12 protein-coding genes and 3 pseudogenes are annotated in these 20,658 nt (G+C 35.3%); 11 read left to right on the forward strand and 4 right to left on the reverse strand.

Going from position 1 to position 20,658, the window contains the following annotated elements:
• From tagE to tagH, 4 genes are all read left to right on the forward strand, one after another.
• Window positions 1-2,019 carry a poly(glycerol-phosphate) alpha-glucosyltransferase gene (gene tagE, locus QA442_RS03530; RefSeq protein ID WP_095432000.1) on the forward strand — a complete coding sequence of 673 codons (2,019 nt, stop codon included), beginning with the start codon at window positions 1-3 and terminating at the stop codon, window positions 2,017-2,019.
• Between the two features lie 10 nt (window positions 2,020-2,029).
• Window positions 2,030-4,270: a teichoic acid poly(glycerol phosphate) polymerase gene (tagF, locus tag QA442_RS03535; RefSeq protein ID WP_095431999.1), complete on the forward strand. Its 2,241-nt coding sequence runs from the start codon at window positions 2,030-2,032 to the stop codon at window positions 4,268-4,270.
• A 164-nt stretch (window positions 4,271-4,434) separates the two neighbouring features.
• Window positions 4,435-5,262 carry a teichoic acids export ABC transporter permease subunit TagG gene (tagG, locus tag QA442_RS03540; protein WP_040081639.1) on the forward strand — a complete coding sequence of 276 codons (828 nt, stop codon included), beginning with the start codon at window positions 4,435-4,437 and terminating at the stop codon, window positions 5,260-5,262.
• A 19-nt stretch (window positions 5,263-5,281) separates the two neighbouring features.
• A complete protein-coding gene (gene tagH / locus QA442_RS03545; protein WP_095431998.1) occupies window positions 5,282-6,865 on the forward strand; it encodes a teichoic acids export ABC transporter ATP-binding subunit TagH in 1,584 nt (527 codons plus the stop codon).
• A 38-nt stretch (window positions 6,866-6,903) separates the two neighbouring features.
• On the opposite strand, the pseudogene QA442_RS03550 reads toward tagH, so the two are convergent.
• A pseudogene (locus QA442_RS03550) lies at window positions 6,904-7,521 on the reverse strand (UTP--glucose-1-phosphate uridylyltransferase); the annotation flags it as partial.
• 480 nt (window positions 7,522-8,001) lie between these two features.
• Here QA442_RS03550 and tagD point away from each other — a divergent pair.
• The 4 genes and pseudogenes from tagD (at window position 8,002) to QA442_RS03575 (ending at window position 14,023) form a co-directional block, all read left to right on the forward strand.
• Window positions 8,002-8,390: pseudogene (gene tagD / locus QA442_RS03555) on the forward strand (glycerol-3-phosphate cytidylyltransferase).
• A gap of 94 nt (window positions 8,391-8,484) precedes the next feature.
• Window positions 8,485-9,538, forward strand: a pseudogene (locus QA442_RS22175) (CDP-glycerol glycerophosphotransferase family protein).
• A gap of 35 nt (window positions 9,539-9,573) precedes the next feature.
• Window positions 9,574-12,792, forward strand: a complete 3,219-nt coding sequence (locus QA442_RS03570; RefSeq protein WP_095431997.1) for a CDP-glycerol glycerophosphotransferase family protein — start codon at window positions 9,574-9,576, stop codon at window positions 12,790-12,792.
• 16 nt (window positions 12,793-12,808) lie between these two features.
• Complete coding sequence (locus tag QA442_RS03575; protein WP_095431996.1) at window positions 12,809-14,023, forward strand: glycosyltransferase family 4 protein; 1,215 nt, start codon at window positions 12,809-12,811, stop codon at window positions 14,021-14,023.
• 192 nt (window positions 14,024-14,215) lie between these two features.
• Here QA442_RS03575 and QA442_RS03580 read toward each other — a convergent pair whose 3' ends face one another.
• Both QA442_RS03580 and galU read right to left on the reverse strand, forming a co-directional pair.
• Entirely contained in the window at window positions 14,216-14,434 is a 219-nt protein-coding gene (locus QA442_RS03580) for a hypothetical protein (RefSeq protein WP_141237724.1), read from the reverse strand.
• Window positions 14,435-14,767: 333 nt separating this feature from the next.
• Window positions 14,768-15,646, reverse strand: coding sequence for a UTP--glucose-1-phosphate uridylyltransferase GalU (gene galU, locus QA442_RS03585; RefSeq protein WP_003227944.1), 879 nt, complete (start codon window positions 15,644-15,646; stop codon window positions 14,768-14,770).
• Between the two features lie 246 nt (window positions 15,647-15,892).
• Between galU and wecB the strand changes: the two genes are divergently transcribed.
• Window positions 15,893-17,035, forward strand: coding sequence for a non-hydrolyzing UDP-N-acetylglucosamine 2-epimerase (wecB, locus tag QA442_RS03590; protein ID WP_095431995.1), 1,143 nt, complete (start codon window positions 15,893-15,895; stop codon window positions 17,033-17,035).
• Window positions 17,036-17,075: 40 nt separating this feature from the next.
• Here wecB and tagU read toward each other — a convergent pair whose 3' ends face one another.
• Window positions 17,076-17,996, reverse strand: a complete 921-nt coding sequence (gene tagU / locus QA442_RS03595; protein WP_279473714.1) for a polyisoprenyl-teichoic acid--peptidoglycan teichoic acid transferase TagU — start codon at window positions 17,994-17,996, stop codon at window positions 17,076-17,078.
• A gap of 184 nt (window positions 17,997-18,180) precedes the next feature.
• Between tagU and lytA the strand changes: the two genes are divergently transcribed.
• Together lytA and QA442_RS03605 are read left to right on the forward strand one after the other, a co-directional pair.
• Window positions 18,181-18,489: a membrane-bound protein LytA gene (gene lytA, locus QA442_RS03600; protein ID WP_040081650.1), complete on the forward strand. Its 309-nt coding sequence runs from the start codon at window positions 18,181-18,183 to the stop codon at window positions 18,487-18,489.
• Window positions 18,490-18,512: 23 nt separating this feature from the next.
• Window positions 18,513-20,630, forward strand: a complete 2,118-nt coding sequence (locus tag QA442_RS03605) for a SpoIID/LytB domain-containing protein (protein ID WP_095431994.1) — start codon at window positions 18,513-18,515, stop codon at window positions 20,628-20,630.
• Window positions 20,631-20,658: the final 28 nt, after the last annotated feature.

Here is a 20,658-nt window from a genome sequence, read left to right on the forward strand (position 1 = left end):
TTGTCATTACATGCGGTGAGTGAATCTAATATAAAAAAAATTCCTGACATGGATTATTATTTTATCTCTGGCGGACTGCCAAGTAATTATGGCGGTCTGACGAAATCATTATTATTGCGTTCTAAATTATTCGGAGAAGAGTGTAACCAAAACACCTTTTTCTTAACGTTTCGTTTTGATTTAGAGTTGTCTTCAAAGATTGATGAATTGTACAGCAACGGTAAGATTGATAAAAAATTCACAAAAGTTATTAATCTGTTTGATGATTTTTTAAGTGAAAGAACAAATGAGAAAAGATCATATGACGAAAGGATAGGCCTTGACCAGGTGAAAAAGCAAGTAGGCATGGGGAAGTTTGCGAAAGCCATGTCAAGATTACTTGGTAAGAATAGTAATGAAATTTCTGCATCCTATTATGGAGATGGAGAGACTATCCGTTATGTCGACTATTGGAACGATAAAAACCAGCTTATAAAGAGAGAGGAATATACCAAGAACGGAAACTTAGTTCTCGTTACTCATTATGATGTGCAGCTAAACAAGATGTATCTGCAGGAATATATTAATGACAAAAATCAAGTATATTTAGACAAACTCTATGTATGGAACAATGAAGAAAAAGATGTTCAATTATCTCATATTATATGGTACTCCCTTGAAGGTGAGATAAAAGTAAAAGATGAATCGGAACTGCGTCAATATTGGATAGAATATCTGCAAAAAGAAAATGATAAACCTAAGTTGTTTTTAGTGGACAGCAGACCGCAAGACAAACATGTGTTTAAAGTGAAAAAATCACCTTCTTCCTATTATGGAGCAATTATTCATAACAAGCATTACGGCAACAATAAATATCAAATTAAAGGCCGCTATAAAGAAGTATTTAGCCAGATGTATAATTTAGACGCTATCTTTTTTATAACTGAGGAACAGCTAGAAGATTTTAAATTGATCTCAGGGGAACAAGAGACGTTTTTCTTTACTCCGCATACAATTGATAAGCCCCTTGATCCCGCTGTATTGAATGTGCCGAGTGAAAAATACAAAGCTGTAATTATTTCAAGACTTGCATCTATGAAGAATCTGGTACATGCAGTAAAAGCATTTAGTCTAGTCGTGAAAGAAATTCCTGAAGCAAAACTAGATATATTTGGATCGGGTGAAGATTTCGAAAAAGTAAAAAAAGAGATTGAAGATACTAAACTGCAGAATAATGTCTTTTTGAAAGGCTATACAGATAACCCTGACGCAGAGTTTCAAAAAGCTTGGCTAACCATTTCAACCTCTCACTTTGAAGGATTCGGTCTATCCAATATGGAGGCACTGAGCAATGGGTGTCCAGTTGTAACATACGATTATGATTATGGAGCAAGGAGTTTAGTGACTGACGGAGTAAATGGGTATGTCATTGAACAGTATAATATAGAGAAATTGGGTCAAGCTATTATTTCTTTGATGAAAGACGAAAGTACTCATCAGAAATTTTCAGAACAAGCCTTTAATATGGCTGAAAAATATTCAAGACCCAACTATATTGAAAATTGGGCTTTCGCTCTTAATCAGATGATTGAAGTGCGTGTAGAGAGAGAGAAGTTCTCTAAAAAGGTTGGAAAAAAAGATCCTTCTATTAGTTCCTATACTGAGGATTTTGATAAAACTAAAATAGAAATTGACATTGAGAACTTTGATCATGATGATATTAAAAAAATAAGTTTAGTGGGCTTGGACAGAAAGAATAAGGCCGAAATTATTTCAACAAACTTACAAAATGATCAACTGTTTGCAATTGATCTGGAAAAAGATGTGGATATCGAAAAGATAGCGGCTAATAAAACCAAAGTCATTGATTTTTATATTCTTTTCAATGCAAATAACCATATTAAAACAATGCGAAGACTTTCGAGTGAAGAAACTGAGTTGTCAGGAAACAGTATAGACACGAATGGCTATAGAGTAGAGTCCTATACAACAGTAAAAGGCAATTTCTCTTGGAGGGTCACAGAAATAAAAGAGAGTTAATATTTTGGGTATGTCCTTAGTAGTTGATACTAATAAAAGGAAGCAAAAAGGAAAGAGCTTTTATACAGAGGAGCAGAAAAAAGTAATGATTGAAAACACTGTGATTAAATGTATTTTGAAAAGCTTGAAAAACAATTTAGGAAATCTTGAATTGTTGATCTCAATTGATTCAGAACACCAGTTTTTAGAAGATCACCAGTTATTTTTAAAGCTGAAAGAGAGACGTTCAGGAACAGAATCTGAATTTCCACTTCAAAACACTGGCTCATTAGAGTATAAAGCTGAGGTAAATGCTCATGTATTGCCTATGCCTGTTGAAATGGGACAAACATATGATTTTTATGTTGAATTTCGACAAAAACATGAAGATGCGGAGCAGGAACCACTCTTGAAGCGTCTTACTACTGAAGTAAAATCAATTGAGCGCGCCTTTCATGTCGATCAAACCACAGAACTTTTGATTTTACCTTATACAACTGATAAAGGCAACTTTTCTATTAAGGTGAAAAGAGAGGCCAAAATCATCAGATTTGATCAAATCGAGATTAGCTCTAAAGAAATAAGCATAACAGGTTATGCGGGCTACCTGAGTTCTGAAAATCAATACCGGATAAAAAACTTGAACCTTATTTTAAAAAAGGGTGGAGAAACACCGATTGAGGAAAAGTTTCCAATCAAGCTAGAAAGAAAAACACATGGGCTTGAAAGCATGAGAGCAGACGGTTTTGTCCCGGAACTGTATGATTTTGAAGTGAAAGTGCCTTTAAAAGAAATTCCTTTCTCAAATGAAAAACGTTATGTTTATCGTCTTTTTATGGAATATATTTGCATTGACGAAGAAGGAACGGATATTCAGTTTAACAGCACTGCTCTTGTTCTAGGAAATCGAAAAAACAAATTAAAAGGACTAGTAAGTGTTATAAAAACAAACAACGCACCAGTTCGTTACGAGGTCTTTAAGAAAAAGAAAAAGCAGACTCTAGGTATCAGAGTAAACGACTACAGCCTTAAGACAAGGATTAAATACTTTGTTAAAGGAAAGAAGAAGAGATTAGTATCAAAAATAAAAAAAATCACGAAATTGAGAAACAAGATTATCACTAAAACATACAAATCACTATTCGTGATGGCTAGCAGAATGCCAGTTAAAAGGAAAACAGTTATTTTTGAAAGTTTTAATGGGAAACAATACAGTTGTAACCCGAGAGCGATTTACGAATATATGCGGGAAAACCACCCTGAATATAAAATGTATTGGAGTGTAAACAAACAATATTCAGCGCCATTTGACGAAAAGGGAATTCCTTATATTAATCGCCTCTCATTAAAATGGCTCTTCGCTATGGCAAGAGCTGAGTATTGGGTTGTTAACAGCAGGCTTCCATTATGGATTCCGAAACCTAGTCATACAACATATTTACAAACATGGCATGGCACACCTTTAAAAAGATTGGCAATGGATATGGAAGAAGTCCATATGCCTGGTACAAACACCAAAAAATATAAAAGGAATTTTATCAAGGAAGCTTCTAATTGGGATTATTTGATTTCGCCAAATGGTTATTCAACTGAGATCTTTACACGGGCATTCCAGTTTAACAAAACAATGATTGAATCTGGATACCCTAGAAATGATTTTCTTCATAATGATAATAATGAAGAAACAATATCATTGATAAAGAGTAGATTAAATATACCTCGTGATAAAAAGGTCATTTTATATGCTCCTACATGGAGAGATGATCAGTTCTATGCAAAAGGGCGTTATAAGTTCGATCTGGATTTAGATTTGCATCAACTTAGACAAGAGCTTGGAAATGAATATATCGTAATCTTAAGAATGCATTATCTGGTAGCTGAGAATTTTGATTTAGGTCCTTTTGAAGGATTTGCATATGATTTTTCTGCTTATGAGGATATTCGAGAATTGTATATGGTTTCTGATTTGCTGATTACTGATTATTCTTCTGTATTCTTTGATTTTGCAAATTTAAAACGGCCAATGCTTTTCTTTGTCCCTGATATCGAAACCTACCGGGATAAGTTGCGAGGTTTCTACTTTGATTTTGAAAAAGAAGCTCCTGGTCCATTGGTAAAAACTACTGAAGAAACGATTGAGGCTATTAAGCAAATCTCATCGCCTAATTATAAGCTCCCGGTTTCTTTTGGTCCCTTTTATGAGAAATTCTGCTATTTAGAGTCAGGACGTTCATCAGAAAAGGTAGTTAATACTGTATTTAAAGCTGAATAATTTGCGTTATTTTGTAAAATGTATAGCTGTCGATATTTCGGCAGCTTTTTAGATACTTGTTGAGAAGTGAAAAAAAATGCAGGATCTGTTACAATAGTCAGCGGTGCTTTCAAATTTTCAAACGAAAGATTCCCAAAAACAATTAAGTCTAAGGAAGATAAAAAATGAATGATTTGTTGCGAATACTCAGAGAGCAAATAACGTCATTTCCTTTAATTTTAAGATTGGCGGCTTATGAAACCAAGTCTAAATATCAAATGAATTATTTAGGTGTCTTATGGCAGTTCTTAAATCCGCTTATCCAAATGCTGGCGTACTGGTTCGTTTTTGGTATGGGGATTAGAAAGGGCGGTCCTGTGGCAACCGGAGCGGGCGAAGTGCCTTTTATTATTTGGATGCTGGCGGGATTAATCCCATGGTTTTTCATCAGTCCAACTATACTTGATGGCTCAAACAGTGTATTTAAGCGCATTAATATGGTGGCTAAAATGAACTTTCCGATTAGTTCTCTACCATCCGTGGCCATTGCGTCTAACTTATTTAGTTATATGATTATGATGGGAATTTATATCATTGTACTACTAGTTAATGGTGTTTTCCCGAGTGTGCATTGGTTACAATATATTTATTACTTCATCTGTATGATTGCTTTTATGTTTTCTTTTAGTTTGTTTAACTCAACGATCAGTGTGCTGATTAGGGATTATCAATTTTTGCTGCAGGCCGTAACAAGACTTTTGTTTTTCTTGTTGCCAATTTTTTGGGATGTTAATGCGAAACTCGGCCATAGCCACCCCGAATTAGTGCCTGTTCTGAAGTTGAATCCACTATTCTATATTATTGAAGGATTCCGGAACAGCTTCTTAGACGGGGCGTGGTTTTTCCATGACATGAAGTACACGCTGTACTTTTGGTTGGTCACATTCCTTTTATTGTTAGTGGGTTCTATCCTGCATATGAAATTCAGAGACAAGTTTGTTGACTTTCTTTAATACGTAAGGAGATTGTACGATGAAACTAAAAGTTTCGTTTCGAAATGTTTCAAAGCAATATCATTTGTATAAAAAACAATCGGACAAGATTAAAGGGTTGTTTTTTCCGGCTAAGGATAATGGTTTTTTTGCTGTGCGGAATGTCTCCTTTGACGTGTATGAGGGAGAGACAATCGGTTTTGTAGGGATAAATGGATCAGGGAAATCGACCATGTCTAACCTGCTGGCTAAAATTATTCCGCCGACCAGCGGTGAAATTGAAATGAACGGCCAGCCGTCGCTGATTGCGATTGCTGCCGGTTTAAATAACCAATTAACAGGCCGGGACAATGTCCGGCTCAAGTGTTTGATGATGGGGTTAACCAATAAAGAAATTGATGATATGTATGACAGCATCGTTGAATTTGCTGAGATTGGCGATTTTATTAATCAGCCGGTTAAAAACTATTCCAGCGGGATGAAGTCGCGTCTCGGTTTCGCGATTTCCGTGCATATTGACCCTGACATCTTAATTATTGACGAAGCGCTCTCCGTAGGGGACCAAACGTTTTATCAGAAGTGCGTAGACAGAATAAATGAGTTTAAAAAGCAAGGAAAAACCATATTCTTTGTCAGCCACTCGATCGGTCAGATTGAAAAGATGTGTGACCGCGTCGCTTGGATGCACTACGGCGAGCTTCGTATGTTTGATGAAACAAAAACGGTTGTGAAAGAGTATAAAGCGTTTATTGACTGGTTTAATAAGCTCTCGAAAAAAGAAAAAGAGACATATAAAAAAGAGCAAACGGAAGAGCGGAAGAAAGAAGATCCTGAAGCGTTTGCCCGTTTCCGCCAAAAGAAGAAAAAGCCAAAATCATTGGCTAATGCGGTTCAAATTGCTATTTTGTCTATCCTGACTGTATTCATGGCGGGAACGATGTTTTTTAATGCCCCGCTTCGTACAATTGCTTCGTTTGGCGCTATCCCGCAAAATGAAGTGAAGAATCAGCATGGCAATGCAAAGGGCAAATCAGAAGAACGCTTAACCGCAGTCAATAAGCAAGGGTTTATAGCAAATGAAAAAGCCCCTGCTTATAAGGATCAAGGTTTAAAACAGAAGGCTGACGTTACACTGCCATTCGGTACAGAGGTGACGGTAGCTGCAAAAGGCAAACAAGCAGCGAAAATAAAGTTTAACGGACAGTCTTATTTTGTGAAAAAGAGCGCCGTTGCAACTAATATGAAACATGCTAAATTGCATGCCGCTGCATTTACGTCTTATGTCTCGCAAAACGCAGCATCTTCCTATGAATACTTTCTGAAATTCCTGGGAGACAGCAGAACCAGCATTCAATCCAAATTGAATGGATATACTGAAGGGGATACGGCTGACGGCAGAAAAACGTTAGATTTTGATTATGAAAAAATCAGCTATGTGCTGGAGAATGATAAAGCAACAGAGCTTATTTTTCATAACATTTCTCCTATCAACCCGTCGTCACTATCCTTAAGTGATAGCGATGTATTGTATGACAGCAGCAAGAATCGTTTTCTTGTGAACACAGCTGATCAGGTTTTTGCAGTTGATAATGAAGAGCATACACTGACACTGATGCCGAAATAAAAAAAGGCTATTGGATGAATGTCCAATAGCCTTTTTGTTTAGATTTCTTCTTTGTTTAGTAAACCTTCCATAAATGGAACGAGCTGCTCGCGAAGTTCTTTATCCTGCATCGCAAATTCTAGAGTTGTTGTGATAAAGCCGAGCTTTTCACCAACATCATAACGCTTGCCTTCAAAATCGTACGCAAATACTCTTTGAATTTCATTCAGTTTTTGAATGGCGTCTGTGAGCTGAATTTCACCGCCGGCGCCAACCTGCTGCTCCTCTAAGTACATGAAAATCTCAGGCGTGAATACGTAGCGGCCTAAGATGGCAAGATTAGAGGGTGCTGTGCCTTTAGGCGGCTTCTCAACGAAGTTTTTCACCTGATAACGGCGGCCTTCACTTGTCAGCGGGTCGATAATGCCGTAGCGGTGTGTTTCTTCTTCAGGCACCTGCTGAACACCGATAATAGAAGAAAGTGTTTTTTCATATTCATCCATTAATTGGCGCAACCCTGGTGTTTCTGCTTGAACAATATCGTCTCCAAGCAGAACCGCGAACGGCTCATCGCCGATAAAGTTACGCGCGCACCAGACAGCGTGTCCGAGACCTTTAGGTTCTTTTTGGCGGATATAGTGAATGTCAGCCAGGTTAGAAGCTTTTTTCACTTTCTCTTTCATCTATATGTCTATAAAAACAAGTGTCATTCGTATAGTTTGATTAAAGTCTCTTAGCTTGAAAACATTTTACTCTATCTTACCGCAAAAATCTTTTTGGAACTTTTAACATTCGCATTACAATTCCTTCATGTTTTGACGATGTATTAATATGAGAAGGGCGTACAAAATAAATGGTGTTGCAGAAAGAAAACGTTTCACTTAAAAACGTGACAAAAGTATAGATTTTCCCGAAAAAGAAAACTTGTTATAAAGGGTATAGATAAGATATTGAACATGCAAAAAATATACAACAATACAACGGTGATACCAAAAATGCTGGTGATTAACATTTTTAAAGAGTCTTAACTTTTATAGGAACTTATGCTATTATTGTTCATTATTAATGGTACATAAAAAATATGTCGAAATGATAAACAACCTGTTAAAGTTTTTGTTTTTTTTCTGGTACTCTCAGTTGGAAGGTGATGTTATCTCATGAAGAAAGTGATAACGTACGGAACATTTGATTTATTTCACTACGGACATATGAAGCTGCTGGAAAGAGAAACAAAATCTGGGTGATTACTTAATTGTAGGATTGTCTACAGATGAATTTAATCTTCAAAAACAAAAAAATCGCATCATTCTTATGAATATCGAACATTCATTTTAGAAACATCGGTTTTGTTAATGAAGTCATTCCCGAAAAAAACTGGGAACAAAAAATCTCAGATATTCAAAAGTACGATATAGATACATTTGTCATCGGCGATGACTGGGAAGGGAAATTTGACTTCTTAAAGGAATATTGTGAGGTCATTTATCTTCCAAGAACAGAAGGCATTTCAACTACCCAAATCAAAAAAGACATGGCTAGCTTATAGAAGCACTAACTAAAAGAGGCTTGAAGTAAATTCAGTTGCTTCTTTTTTTCTTGCTTGCGCACATATAAATCTTTCACTCTTTAAGGTGTTCATGATGAAATCTTTTATTTTAAATAAATGCAGAAGTTTGTTAGTCAGGGCTTATTCAGTTCTTTTTAAGATTTTTGCCCTTCTGCCGAGAAACAACAAATTAATTTTATTTCAAAGCCCAGCTGGAAAACAGTTTAGCTGCAATTCCCGAGCAATTTACGAGTCTCTGCAGGAAAATAAGGACCGATATGAAGCATTGATAAACGATATCTGTCGACATTAAACGGCGTTGATGCTGCATATATATAAAGGTTTACATGGCTACAGCTAAATATTTGATTACAAACAGTCGGCCGCCTTTTATGGATTCCAAAACCCCAAAACACATTGTATGTGCAAACGTGGCGGCACTCCGTTAAAAAAACTAGCTAATGCTTACTCGACTGAAATTTTTAAACGAGCGTTTAAATTTAAAAAACAAATTTTAAGGCTGGTTATCCGAGTAATGATTATTTATTTTCGCCAAAAACACATAATGAGAAAAATAATATAAAGCAGAAGCTTGGTATAGATATAAGCAAAAAAGTTATTTATACGCACCTACATGGTGTGATAACCTATATCATAAAAAAGGCGCTTATAAGTTCAATATTCATTTGAATTTTAAAAAATTAAAAGAACATCTAGGCGATGAATATGTTGTTATACTTCGAATGCATTATTTAGTAGCTGATGTTATCGATTTAGAGGGCTTAGAAGACTTTGCATATGACCTGTCTATGTATAAGGATATTCGTGAACTATATTTTATTTCAGATATCTTAATTACTGATTACTCTTCTGTATTCTTTGATTTTGGGTCACTTAAGAAACCCATTATTGTTCCCGATATTAATACATAGAGAGATAAGTAAGAGGGTTTTATTATGATTTTGAAAGTGAGGCCACTGGACCGTTAGTGATGACCACAGATGATGTGTAATTAAATCTATTTATGATGTCGAAAGAGTTGATTACAGTACTAACGATAGTATCAGAAATTCCATAGTGAGTTTTGTTATTTAGAAGTAGGCGAGTCAACAAAAAGAGTTGTAAAAGGCTTTTTGGATAAAAGATAATTCATTTAAAAGCAAGCAGAGAAAGGCGAGGCTTAATGGACTACGGTATATATTTAATAAACATGAAAGTTGAAAACGAAAATATCATATTTGATCTGATGTGTAAAAAAAAGGATTTTTATGATCACTTTTTCAGTAGGATAGAGAACGTTGTTCTTGCAACTTTTAATGGCCACATAGATATCTTATCGAATATCTCTTTACTTAGAGATGAAGGTATTATGAAAGTTGTCATCCCATTAAATGAGCTTAAGTCTTGTTCGGATCAAACAGTTTTTAAACTGAAGCTTATTTTAGATAGTGATGAAGTTTTTATAGATATTTTAAACCATTTAAATGATGCATTTAAACTGGTTATTGACGGATCTGTACTAGAGTTAGTTCGTCAAGAGAATGATAATTTAATCATAAATAAAACAAGCCTTTCCGAATTGGCTTTTGTAATTGAAAATGTTCAAATGTCAGCAAATCGTACGACCTTTTTTGGATCACATTCATTTTTCTTTTTAAATAACTCGTTCAAATTCATAAATTGTTACTTAGAAAACGAAGTAACAAAGGAACAATTAATAATAGAGAAGAAATCTTTTGCGCTTTCAGAAAACTCAACTTTTGAAATATCCTTAACAATGAAGGATTATCCTTTATATCAAGGTAACTGGTATTTTTATACCAAAGTTAAGGTAGGTGAAGAGCAGTTTACGGTTAAAATGAAAACTGATATTAATACTGCTTTACAAACAAAAGAGATATTTACTGAAAATGGTGAACTCTTTGTTCATAACGTTTCCCAAAATCAAAATAAAGATTTGCTAATAAACATTTCAAAATTTAATGAGCTGTTAATTCAAACTAAAATTCATCATTTAAGCATTGATGATAATAATCTTTATTTAAAATGCGAGGTTATTCCAAATGAGGAAAAACAGATTTTTATAAAAAAATTAGTTTTTATCAATAGAAAAACCGAGGATAAGCACATAGTTCGTTTGCAGGAAAAAGATCATGATAACGGCTTTTTACAGATAAGTGTGCCTTTTTTGATACAAAGCTTTTTTGAAACTGATGGAATATGGGATGTTTACCTAGAGTTTGATACAAATGGATTAACAGTTAGTCAAAGATTATCATTTGATTCAGCAAATGATAAATCTGCAGGTAAATTTATTAGTCTGCCTAAAACCATTTACAATTCTAAGGGAAGCATAAAAAGAGCACGTATGTATGCTACTCTAGATAACAATTTAGCAGTTTTAATAAAAGATTCAGCAATATTGGGAGATATATCTTATATACATCATGATGGTGATAATTTAATAATTAAAGGTTCTATAGAGATTTTAGATAAGGAATTTGAAATTAAAAACATTTTTTTAGCTAACAATGAGCAGAAAATTTATTTTAATAATAACCTTGAAAAAATTTCTTCTTTTTGGCGATTTGAGAGCAGGCTTAAAATAAAAAAAGCAGATATAGATGCAATGAATCATTTTATATTTGATTTTTATATTTCAATTCTTATAAAGGATCAAGAATATGTTGTAAAACTGAAGTCGAACTTGGATGATATTTTAGATAAATCACAATCTCATGTTTATCCGGAGTTTATAATTAATAATATTAAGCCGTTTTCAATACAGCCTAAGTTTAATAAGTTAAATGAATTATCTTTTGTTTTTTCTTCTTATATTAGTGCCGAATGCACAGATATAATCAGCCAAAAAAAAGAAATAGAAATTCATTTAGCTATTGAAAAAAGTAATTTGATATACGATAAAATTTATCTGAAGTTAAAAGACAAGAATAGCCGCTTGATCCTGCTAGAACCTGCACTAGTACAGGAGCAGCAAGACCATAAAGAATTTGTGTTTTTATTAAAGGTAAGCGAAGCTGAAAGTTATGGTTTGGAAAAACAAATGCAATACGATGTCGGTTTATGTTTATTAATTAATAATAAGTATGTTGAGTCATCAATAAAAATAAAAGATTTGAAACTAATAAATAATAAGTCAACATTTAAATCTGGTGCAATTAAAATGAATAGGTCCGTCTTTTTATCTGCTTTTGTTGATAAAAGAAACTCTCTTTTAAAGTTAGAAATGAGAGACATAAAGGCTATTGAAAAGAAATCGGAAAAAATAAGGTTTATATTTGCAGGGCTTGTTGCAAAAGTTTTAAAGCCTTTTGTTAATAAACCAGTATGGTTTGTTGGAGAGAATTTAGGAGAAGTGGCACAGGATAATGGATTTGCATTTTTTGAATACTGTGTTCGAAATAAAAGTAAAGAAAAATACTACTATGTAAGCAAAAAAGATAATAAAAATTCTGTTAACATTTCGAAATATCCGAAAAACATTATAACTTATGATAGTTTTAAACATCTCGTATTTTATCATTTAAGTAAGTATTTAATTGTAAGCCATGGTATTAGGGATGTTATTCCTAGTGTCATTCATAATAAAATGAGTGAAAATCCAAAAGAAATAATCTATTTGCAGCATGGCATTATTGCAATGAAAAAATTGAGCTTTAATAGAAAGTCATATAACAGTAAAATTAAAAAGTTTGTCGTTTCATCTGATCATGAAAAGCAAATTTTAGTTAAGGAAATGAATTTTAAAAAAGACCAAGTGATGGTTACAGGGTTATCGAGATTTGATACGTTGATTGATAATAGTAAAAAGATGAATTCAAAACAAATACTCCTTATTCCGACTTGGAGAGAGTGGATTGATGACTTTGCAAGTTCGAAATTCTATCTTCACTACAGTGGATTTTTAAATAATAAGAAACTACACAAACTTTTAGAAGACAATAATATTATATTGAAGTTTTTCATGCATATAGAACTGCAAAAAAAATATAGTGACTATTTTAAAGATCTGCATAAAAACATAAAATTAGTAAAAGTCGGAGAAGAGAGTGTTAAAAATCTCGTCAGTGAAAGTTCTTTAATGATAACAGATTACTCAAGCGTGGCTTTTGACTTTAATTATCTGGAAAAGCCTGTAGTCTTTTATCAATTTGATTTACCAGACTATTTACATTACAGAGGGTCTTATGTCAATTTGAGTACAGATTTATTCGGTCAAACAGCTTATACAGATGAAAGCTTATTGGAAATCGTTCAAAAGCAAATTGAAAATGATTTTAAGTATGAGAAAAAATACAAAGTGAAATCAAAGAAGTTTTATAACTATCAGGATAAACAAAATTCAGAACGTATATATAACCAAATAAAAATGCTTAAATAGAAAGGAGGAAAATTTAGTGAAGGTCACATTTTTGGTTTACAATATCTATGGCATGGGTGGAACAGTGAGAACCGTTGCTAACACAGCTAATTATTTGGCGGCTCAAAACTATGATGTTGAGATTATAAGTGTTAGAAGAACAAGGGGTAAACCTATGTTTGAGATAGACAAGAGGGTTAAATTGAAACCTATATTTGATGCAAGAAGAGGAAAGCTCTTTGGTAAAAACACACCTTTATACAAGAAAATCATTAAAAGAATTTTAATGAAGATACCAAGTGTGTTTATTGATAAAAATGAAGATCTATATCATATGTTTAATTTATTTGTAGACCTAAAAATTTTTAAAAAACTTTCAGAAATTAATCAGGGTGTACTCATAACGACCATTCCATCTTTTAATTTCTTATCTGCTAAATTTGTTAATAGTAATGTCGTTAAAATTGGGCAAGAGCATAAGTATTTTGGCGGATATGAAAAGTCAATTCAAACGAAAATCAGAAAGTATTATAAAAAGCTGGATGCTCTGACATGCTTAACTGATGCAGAAATTAATGATTATCAGAAGCTTCTAAATAACCATTCTACAGATTTATATAAAATAGAGAATGCAACACACATGCCAAAGGAGAGCTCAAATCTAGAAGAAAGAACAGTAATTGCTGCTGGGAGATTTGTTCATGAAAAAGGGTTTGACCTATTGATTGAAGCATTTGAAAAAGTGGCTCAACAATATCCAGATTGGAAATTGAAGATTTTTGGTGATGGTGTTGAGAAAGATTCATTACGTCAGATGATATTCGATAAGAAGTTGTATAATAATGTTTACTTAATGCCAAAAACAGATAATATTATTAAGGAGATGGCCAATTCTTCGATATATGCATTGAGCTCAAGAAATGAATCATTTGGAATGGTTATCATTGAAGCTATGTCCGTAGGGGTTCCTTGTGTTAGTTATTCTTGTATTGGTCCTGCTGAAATTATTAAAGATGGTGAAGATGGGGTATTAGTCGAAAGAAATGATGTGGATAAGCTAGCAGAATCTTTAGCCACCATAATAAAAGAAGATGGTTTGAGGAAAACAATGGGCAGGAATGCAAAGGAAAATGTAAAAAGATACTCATTTGAAGTTGTAGGATCAAAGTGGGAAAATCTTTTGAATGAGCAAGATTTTAAAAAAAACAAAACTCCCTTAAAAAAGGTTTATTCTCAAATTGAGGCCCAATAATGCTGTAATTAGTATTTCGAGACAAATATCTCGAAATACTTTTTTTATTTACTATAGCTATAATTGGATGAAAATTAAATGTAAGTTTTTTTCACCGACCTTGAACCTGCTGATGTAAAAAAAACTCTATTATCTGTTACAATATTCATCGATGCTTTCAAATTTCTTTAACCGAAAGATCCAAAAAATCAATTATTTTGGTGTATTATGGCAGGTTTTAAATCCCCTTATTCTAATGATGGCGTACTGGTTTGTATTTGGGATGCGCAACAGTAAGCTGGTCATAACAGGTATCGGAGAAGTGCCTTTTATCGTTTGAATGCTGGCTGGTTTGATTCCGTGGTTTTCTATTAGCCCGACAATTCTTGATGAATCCAACAGTGTAGTTAAAGGGATTAATATGGTAGCCAAAATGAACTTTCCGATCAGTTCACTGCCTTCTGTTGTAATTGCTTCAAATTTATTTAATTATTTTGTAATGATGGTTGTTTAGTCATTGTTCATTTAGCAAGTGGTGTTTACTTAGCTTGCATTGAATACAATATATTTACTATTTAATCTGCATGATTGTATTTATGTTTTCATTTAGTTTGTTTAACTCTACAATCAGTGTGTTTGCTGGGATTATTAATTTTTGTGGCAGGCCGTTGATCAGGTCTTCGCAGTTGATAATGAAGAGCATACGCTGACCTTGATGTCGAAATAAAAAAAGGCTATTGGATGAATGTCCAATAGCCTTTTTGTTTAGATTTCTTCTTTGTTTAGTAAACCTTCCATAAATGGAACGAGCTGATCACGAAGCTCTTTATCCTGCATCGCAAATTCAAGAGTGGTTGTGATAAAGCCGAGCTTTTCACCAACATCATAACGCTTGCCTTCAAAATCGTACGCAAATACTCTTTGGATTTCATTCAGCTTCTGAATAGCGTCTGTGAGCTGAATTTCTCCGCCGGCGCCAACCTGCTGCTCTTCTAAATACATGAAGATCTCAGGCGTGAAAACGTAACGGCCTAAGATGGCAAGATTAGAAGGTGCTGTGCCTTTAGGCGGCTTCTCAACGAAGTTTTTCACCTGATAACGGCGGCCTTCACTTGTCAGCGGGTCGATAATGCCGTAACGGTGTGTTTCTTCTTCAGGCACCTGCTGAACACCGATAATAGAAGAAAGTGTTTTTTCATATTCATCCATTAATTGGCGCAATCCTGGTGTTTCTGCCTGAACAATATCGTCTCCAAGCAGAACCGCAAACGGCTCATCGCCGATAAAGTTGCGCGCGCACCAGACAGCGTGTCCGAGTCCTTTAGGCTCCTTTTGGCGGATATAGTGAATGTCAGCTAGATTAGAAGCCTTTTTCACTTTTTCAAGCAGTTCGGTTTTTCCTTTTTCTTCCAGGTTTCTTTCGAGCTCAGGGGAGTAATCAAAATGATCCTCGATTGCACGCTTGCTTTTTCCTGTTACGATAATAATATCTTCAATACCGGCTTCAACAGCTTCTTCAATTATGTATTGAATGGTAGGTTTGTCAACGATAGGAAGCATTTCTTTCGGCATTGCTTTCGTAGCCGGGAGAAAACGTGTTCCTAAGCCTGCTGCTGGAATTATGGCTTTACGTACTTTTTTCATTTAAAAGGCACCTTCCTTATGATCGAAAAAATTTATGGTTAAACTATTCTCTATTTACCCTTTTCATTATGTTTTTACACATTTTTATGATATAGGATAAACCATTTTTAAACAAGCTTTATCCTTAATATTAAAAACTCATATCATTTTATTTGAATCAAGGATGAAATGATTTAAAATACTACATTTTCATGTAGAATATGTAGTATGAATTTATTTACTATAGCAGAAAATCAGGTGACAAATATGAAAAAACTAAAAGTGATGACCGTTTTCGGGACCAGGCCTGAAGCGATCAAGATGGCACCTCTAGTGCTTGAATTGAAAAAATATCCTGAAATAGATTCCTACGTAACGGTCACTGCACAGCACAGGCAAATGCTAGATCAGGTGTTAGATGCGTTTCACATCAAGCCTGACTTCGATTTGAACATTATGAAGGAGCGGCAGACACTGGCAGAGATTACGTCCAACGCACTTGTGAAATTGGATGAGCTGTTTAAAGATATCAAACCCGATATTGTGCTTGTCCATGGTGATACGACGACGACGTTTGCCGGAAGCCTAGCCGCTTTTTATCATCAAATTGCTGTCGGCCATGTGGAGGCAGGGCTCCGTACAGGGAATAAGTATTCCCCATTTCCGGAAGAGCTCAATCGCCAGATGACAGGAGCGATTGCTGATTTGCATTTTGCCCCGACAGGCCAGGCGAAAGACAATTTATTAAAAGAAAATAAAAAAGCTGATTCTATTTTTGTAACGGGAAACACAGCGATTGACGCCCTTCGCACAACGGTTAGGGACGGCTATGCACATCCTGTCCTCGATCAGGTGGGCGATGATAAGATGATTCTGCTGACCGCGCACCGCCGAGAAAACTTGGGTGAGCCAATGGAAAACATGTTCAAGGCCATCCGCAGAATTGTTGAGGAGTTTAACGATGTACAGGTCGTTTACCCTGTGCACCTGAATCCTGTTGTCCGGGAAGCGGCGCAGAAGCATTTTGGCGATTCGGACAGAGTGCATCTGATTGAACCGTTAGAAGTGATTGATTTCCATAACTTTGCGGCAAAATCGCATTTTATTCTGACAGATTCGGGCGGTGTGCAGGAGGAAGCGCCGTCTCTCGGAAAGCCGGTGCTTGTTCTGCGTGATACGACGGAACGGCCTGAAGGAGTGGAGGCGGGAACATTGAAACTTGCAGGGACGGATGAGGAAAACATTTATCAGCTGACAAAACAGCTGTTAACTGATCATGGTGAGTACAAGAAAATGTCCCACGCTTCTAATCCGTATGGAGATGGAGAGGCTTCCCGCCGGATTGTGGAAGAATTACTGTTTCATTACGGGTATAGGAAAGAGCATCCGGATTCATTTACAGGCAAATAAAAAAGAAGCTTTGCACATTGTGCAAAGCTTCTTTTTTGTTTTACTTTTCGAGGCTTTCCTTCAGCTCTTTTGTGATATCGGAAAGGGCGCTTTCATCAGCTTGGTAGTAGTAAATTCCATTGATTTTCGTGCCTGTGCCTTTCAGTTCGTGCTGTTTAATCTTTTTACGCGCGCCTTTGTAATCGGATTGGATATCCCACATGTCATCGAAGGTCAAGTTCGTTTTCACATTATTTTCAACGACTTTAAACATATCTCCGAATTTCGTGATGGATGAAATATTTGCGCCTTTATTAATGATTCCTTCTATGACTTGTCGCTGTCGGTCCTGGCGTCCGAAATCGCCTCTCGGATCCTCTTTTCTCATCCGGGTATAAGCGAGCGCTTCTTTTCCGTTCAGCGTGATTTCTCCTTTGCCGAACGAATAACCGTCATAGCTGAACGCGAATGTGCTGTTTACTGTGACGCCGCCAAGTGTATCAACAACGTCTCTAAAGCTTTCCATGTTCACTTTTACAAAATAATCAACTGGAACATCGAGGAAGTTCTCAACCGTGTCAACCGTCATCTGCGTGCCGCCGAAAGCGTATGAATGGTTGATTTTATCCATTGTGCCTTTTCCGATAATTTTTGTATACGTGTCACGAGGAATGCTGACCATATCGGTTGTATTCGTTTTTGGGTTAACGGTCATATAAATGAGCGTATCGGCACGGCCTTTATCGCCGTCGCGTTCATCCACACCCATGATTAAGACGGAAAAAGGATCCTTTTTATTGATACTGACCTCTTTATCCCTCCTTTTCGATTTATCAATGCTTTCATGAATACTTGCCACGGTTGATGCTGCTTTATGCCATAAGTAGTATGCATAGCCGCCAGTTCCGAGTACAAGAAGTCCGATAATCGTTAAAATTGTCAGTAATAAAGTTTTTTTCTTCTTTCTGCGTTCGTTTCTCATCCTTTGCACCTCGTCTGTTAAATTATTTTCATTATGAGTTAAATTTCCAATAAATACAACTCTATTTAATACAAGAATGAAATCCTAAAATAGTCGTTTTTTATAAAAAAAAGTTTCACTGTTTCTTAATTTTTTCTTTAAAATATAAAATAGGTTGACGATAAAATATAATGAGGTGAAAAAAATGAAAAAATTTATTGCTTTACTGTTCTTTATATTGCTTCTCTCGGGTTGTGGGGTTAATAGTCAAAAGAGTCAGGGTGAAGATGTATCGCCAGACAGTAACATTGAAACAAAAGAAGGTACTTATGTAGGGTTAGCTGATACTCATACAATAGAAGTAACAGTAGATAATGAAGCGGTTAGTCTTGATATCACTGAAGAATCGACAAGTGATCTTGATAAGTTTAACAATGGAGATAAGGTCACGATTACATATGAAAAAAGTAATGAGGGTCAGCTTCTGTTAAAAGATATTGAACGTGCCAACTAAGATATAGGGAGGAACCTGAAATTTTGAAATCTTGCAAACAATTGATAGTGTGTTCACTTGCTGCAATCTTATTATTGATTCCATCAATTACTTTTGCAGCAGACTCAAACATCTCAGTTAAGTTGTCAAATTATATTGGAAATAAATCAAGCATCAGTCTATCGCCTACAGGATTTTATAAAGTAACTGGAGATAATGTTGCCGTTACAAATCGCTTTGCAGGCGCTTCACGCTATGAAACTGCAACTCTTGCATCCAGCAGTCAGTGGAAAAATCCTAATACAGTGATATTGGTAAACCGAGATATTTTTATTGATGCATTGCCTGTTATTCCGTTGGCAAAAAAGCTGGATGCGCCAGTTTTATTTACTCAGCCTGATACGTTAACAAAGACTACTGAAAGACAAATTGCTAAGTATAACCCTGATAATATTTTAATCATTGGGGGAGCGCGAAGCATTTCAAAAGATGTAGAAAACAAGCTGAAATCATATGGCGCTGTAAAAAGAATAAGCGGAAAAAATAGATATGTATTATCAGAAAACATTGCAAAACAAATGGGCAGCTATGATAAAGCGATCGTTGTAACCGGAAGAGTTTTTCAAGACGCTTTAGCCATTGCTCCATATGCAGCAGCACACGGATATCCTATTTTGCTTACAGATAAAGACAAGCTTCCGGATTATGATTTGCCAAAACAAGTCATCATTATAGGCAGTTCATTTAGCGTCAGTGATAGTGTAGAAAACCAAATTAAAAAAACTTCAACTGTGCAAAGGATTCCTGGATCGACCAGATATGAACTCACGGCAAATATAATTAAACAACTAAAGTTGAAGGCTGATAAAGTCGTAATGACGAACGGGACAAAATATGCAGACGTATTGGTAGGCGCAACGCTTGCCTCGAAGAAAAACAGCCAAATTTTATATATTAAACAAGATAGCGTTCCGGCTGCGGCTAAAAGTATAACGAAAGATAAAGCCACATATGCATACGACTTTATTGGAAGTACCAGTTCAATTTCTGCTGAAGTTGAGAATTCACTTGCTGATGAATTTTATTTAGCTAACGGTAACACCTATAATTTAAAAATCAGCAGCGGAAAATTAAATCTTGCAAACATCAAAACTTACGGAAACTCTCTAAGAATTAAACCAGAAAACTATTCTACTTCAAACAGGATTAGTCTTGATGGAAAGCAGTATCTTGGCACGGTTAATTTCTCAATTGAATCTACTAAATATATCCGACCGGTAAATGAAAATATTCCATTTGAGGATTACTTAAAAGGAGTGATTCCGAATGAAATGCCTGCTAGCTGGTCACTTGAGGCTCTTAAAGCACAAACTGTTGCTGCAAGAACGTACTCAATAACAAAAACAGGAGCTACTGTACCTGATACAACCGCTTTTCAAGTTTATGGAGGATACAGTTGGAATTCAAATACCAATAAAGCGGTTGAGCAAACGAAAGGGAAAGTTCTGAAATATAATGGATCACTTATAACTGCAGCTTATTCTTCCAGTAATGGAGGTTACACAGAAGCTAGTAATGAAGTATGGTCGTCAAGCGTACCTTACTTGATTGCAAAAAAAGATACAAAGGATCCTCAAATTGGCTGGACGCTTACCTTAGCAAAACAACAGCTAGATACGAATTCTCTGGACTTAACGAAGCCTTCTTCTTGGTGGTCTTCAGCAACTGAAACTGATTCTGCAAGACTTTCTGGAGTTAAGAACTGGATCTTGAAAAATAAAGAAACAAGCGCTGATTCTGTCAAAATTGCAAGTATTGAAGATTTGAGCTTTAGCGGTATGACGCAGGGGCAGCGCGCTAAAACAGCATCAATGAAAGTGAAGTATTTTGTTAAAAGCAGTACTGGCTCTTATAACTTGAGCAAAATTACAACCATAAGTGTACCAACGAGTGAGTTAAGAACAATGATTGGAGCGACTGTATTTAAAAGTACTTATGTGACTGTAAAAAAAGATACTTCAAAGTACACAATTAGCGGTAAAGGATATGGTCACGGGATCGGAATGAGTCAATATGGAGCAAAAGCAAGAGCAGAAGCTGGAGATTCATATAGTTCAATTTTGAAATTTTACTATCCAGGTACAACTCTGACAACTTATTAATTATTTTAGGATAAACGCCTTTTAAGGA

The organism is Bacillus stercoris, from assembly GCF_029772985.1.
GTDB lineage: Bacteria > Bacillota > Bacilli > Bacillales > Bacillaceae > Bacillus > Bacillus stercoris.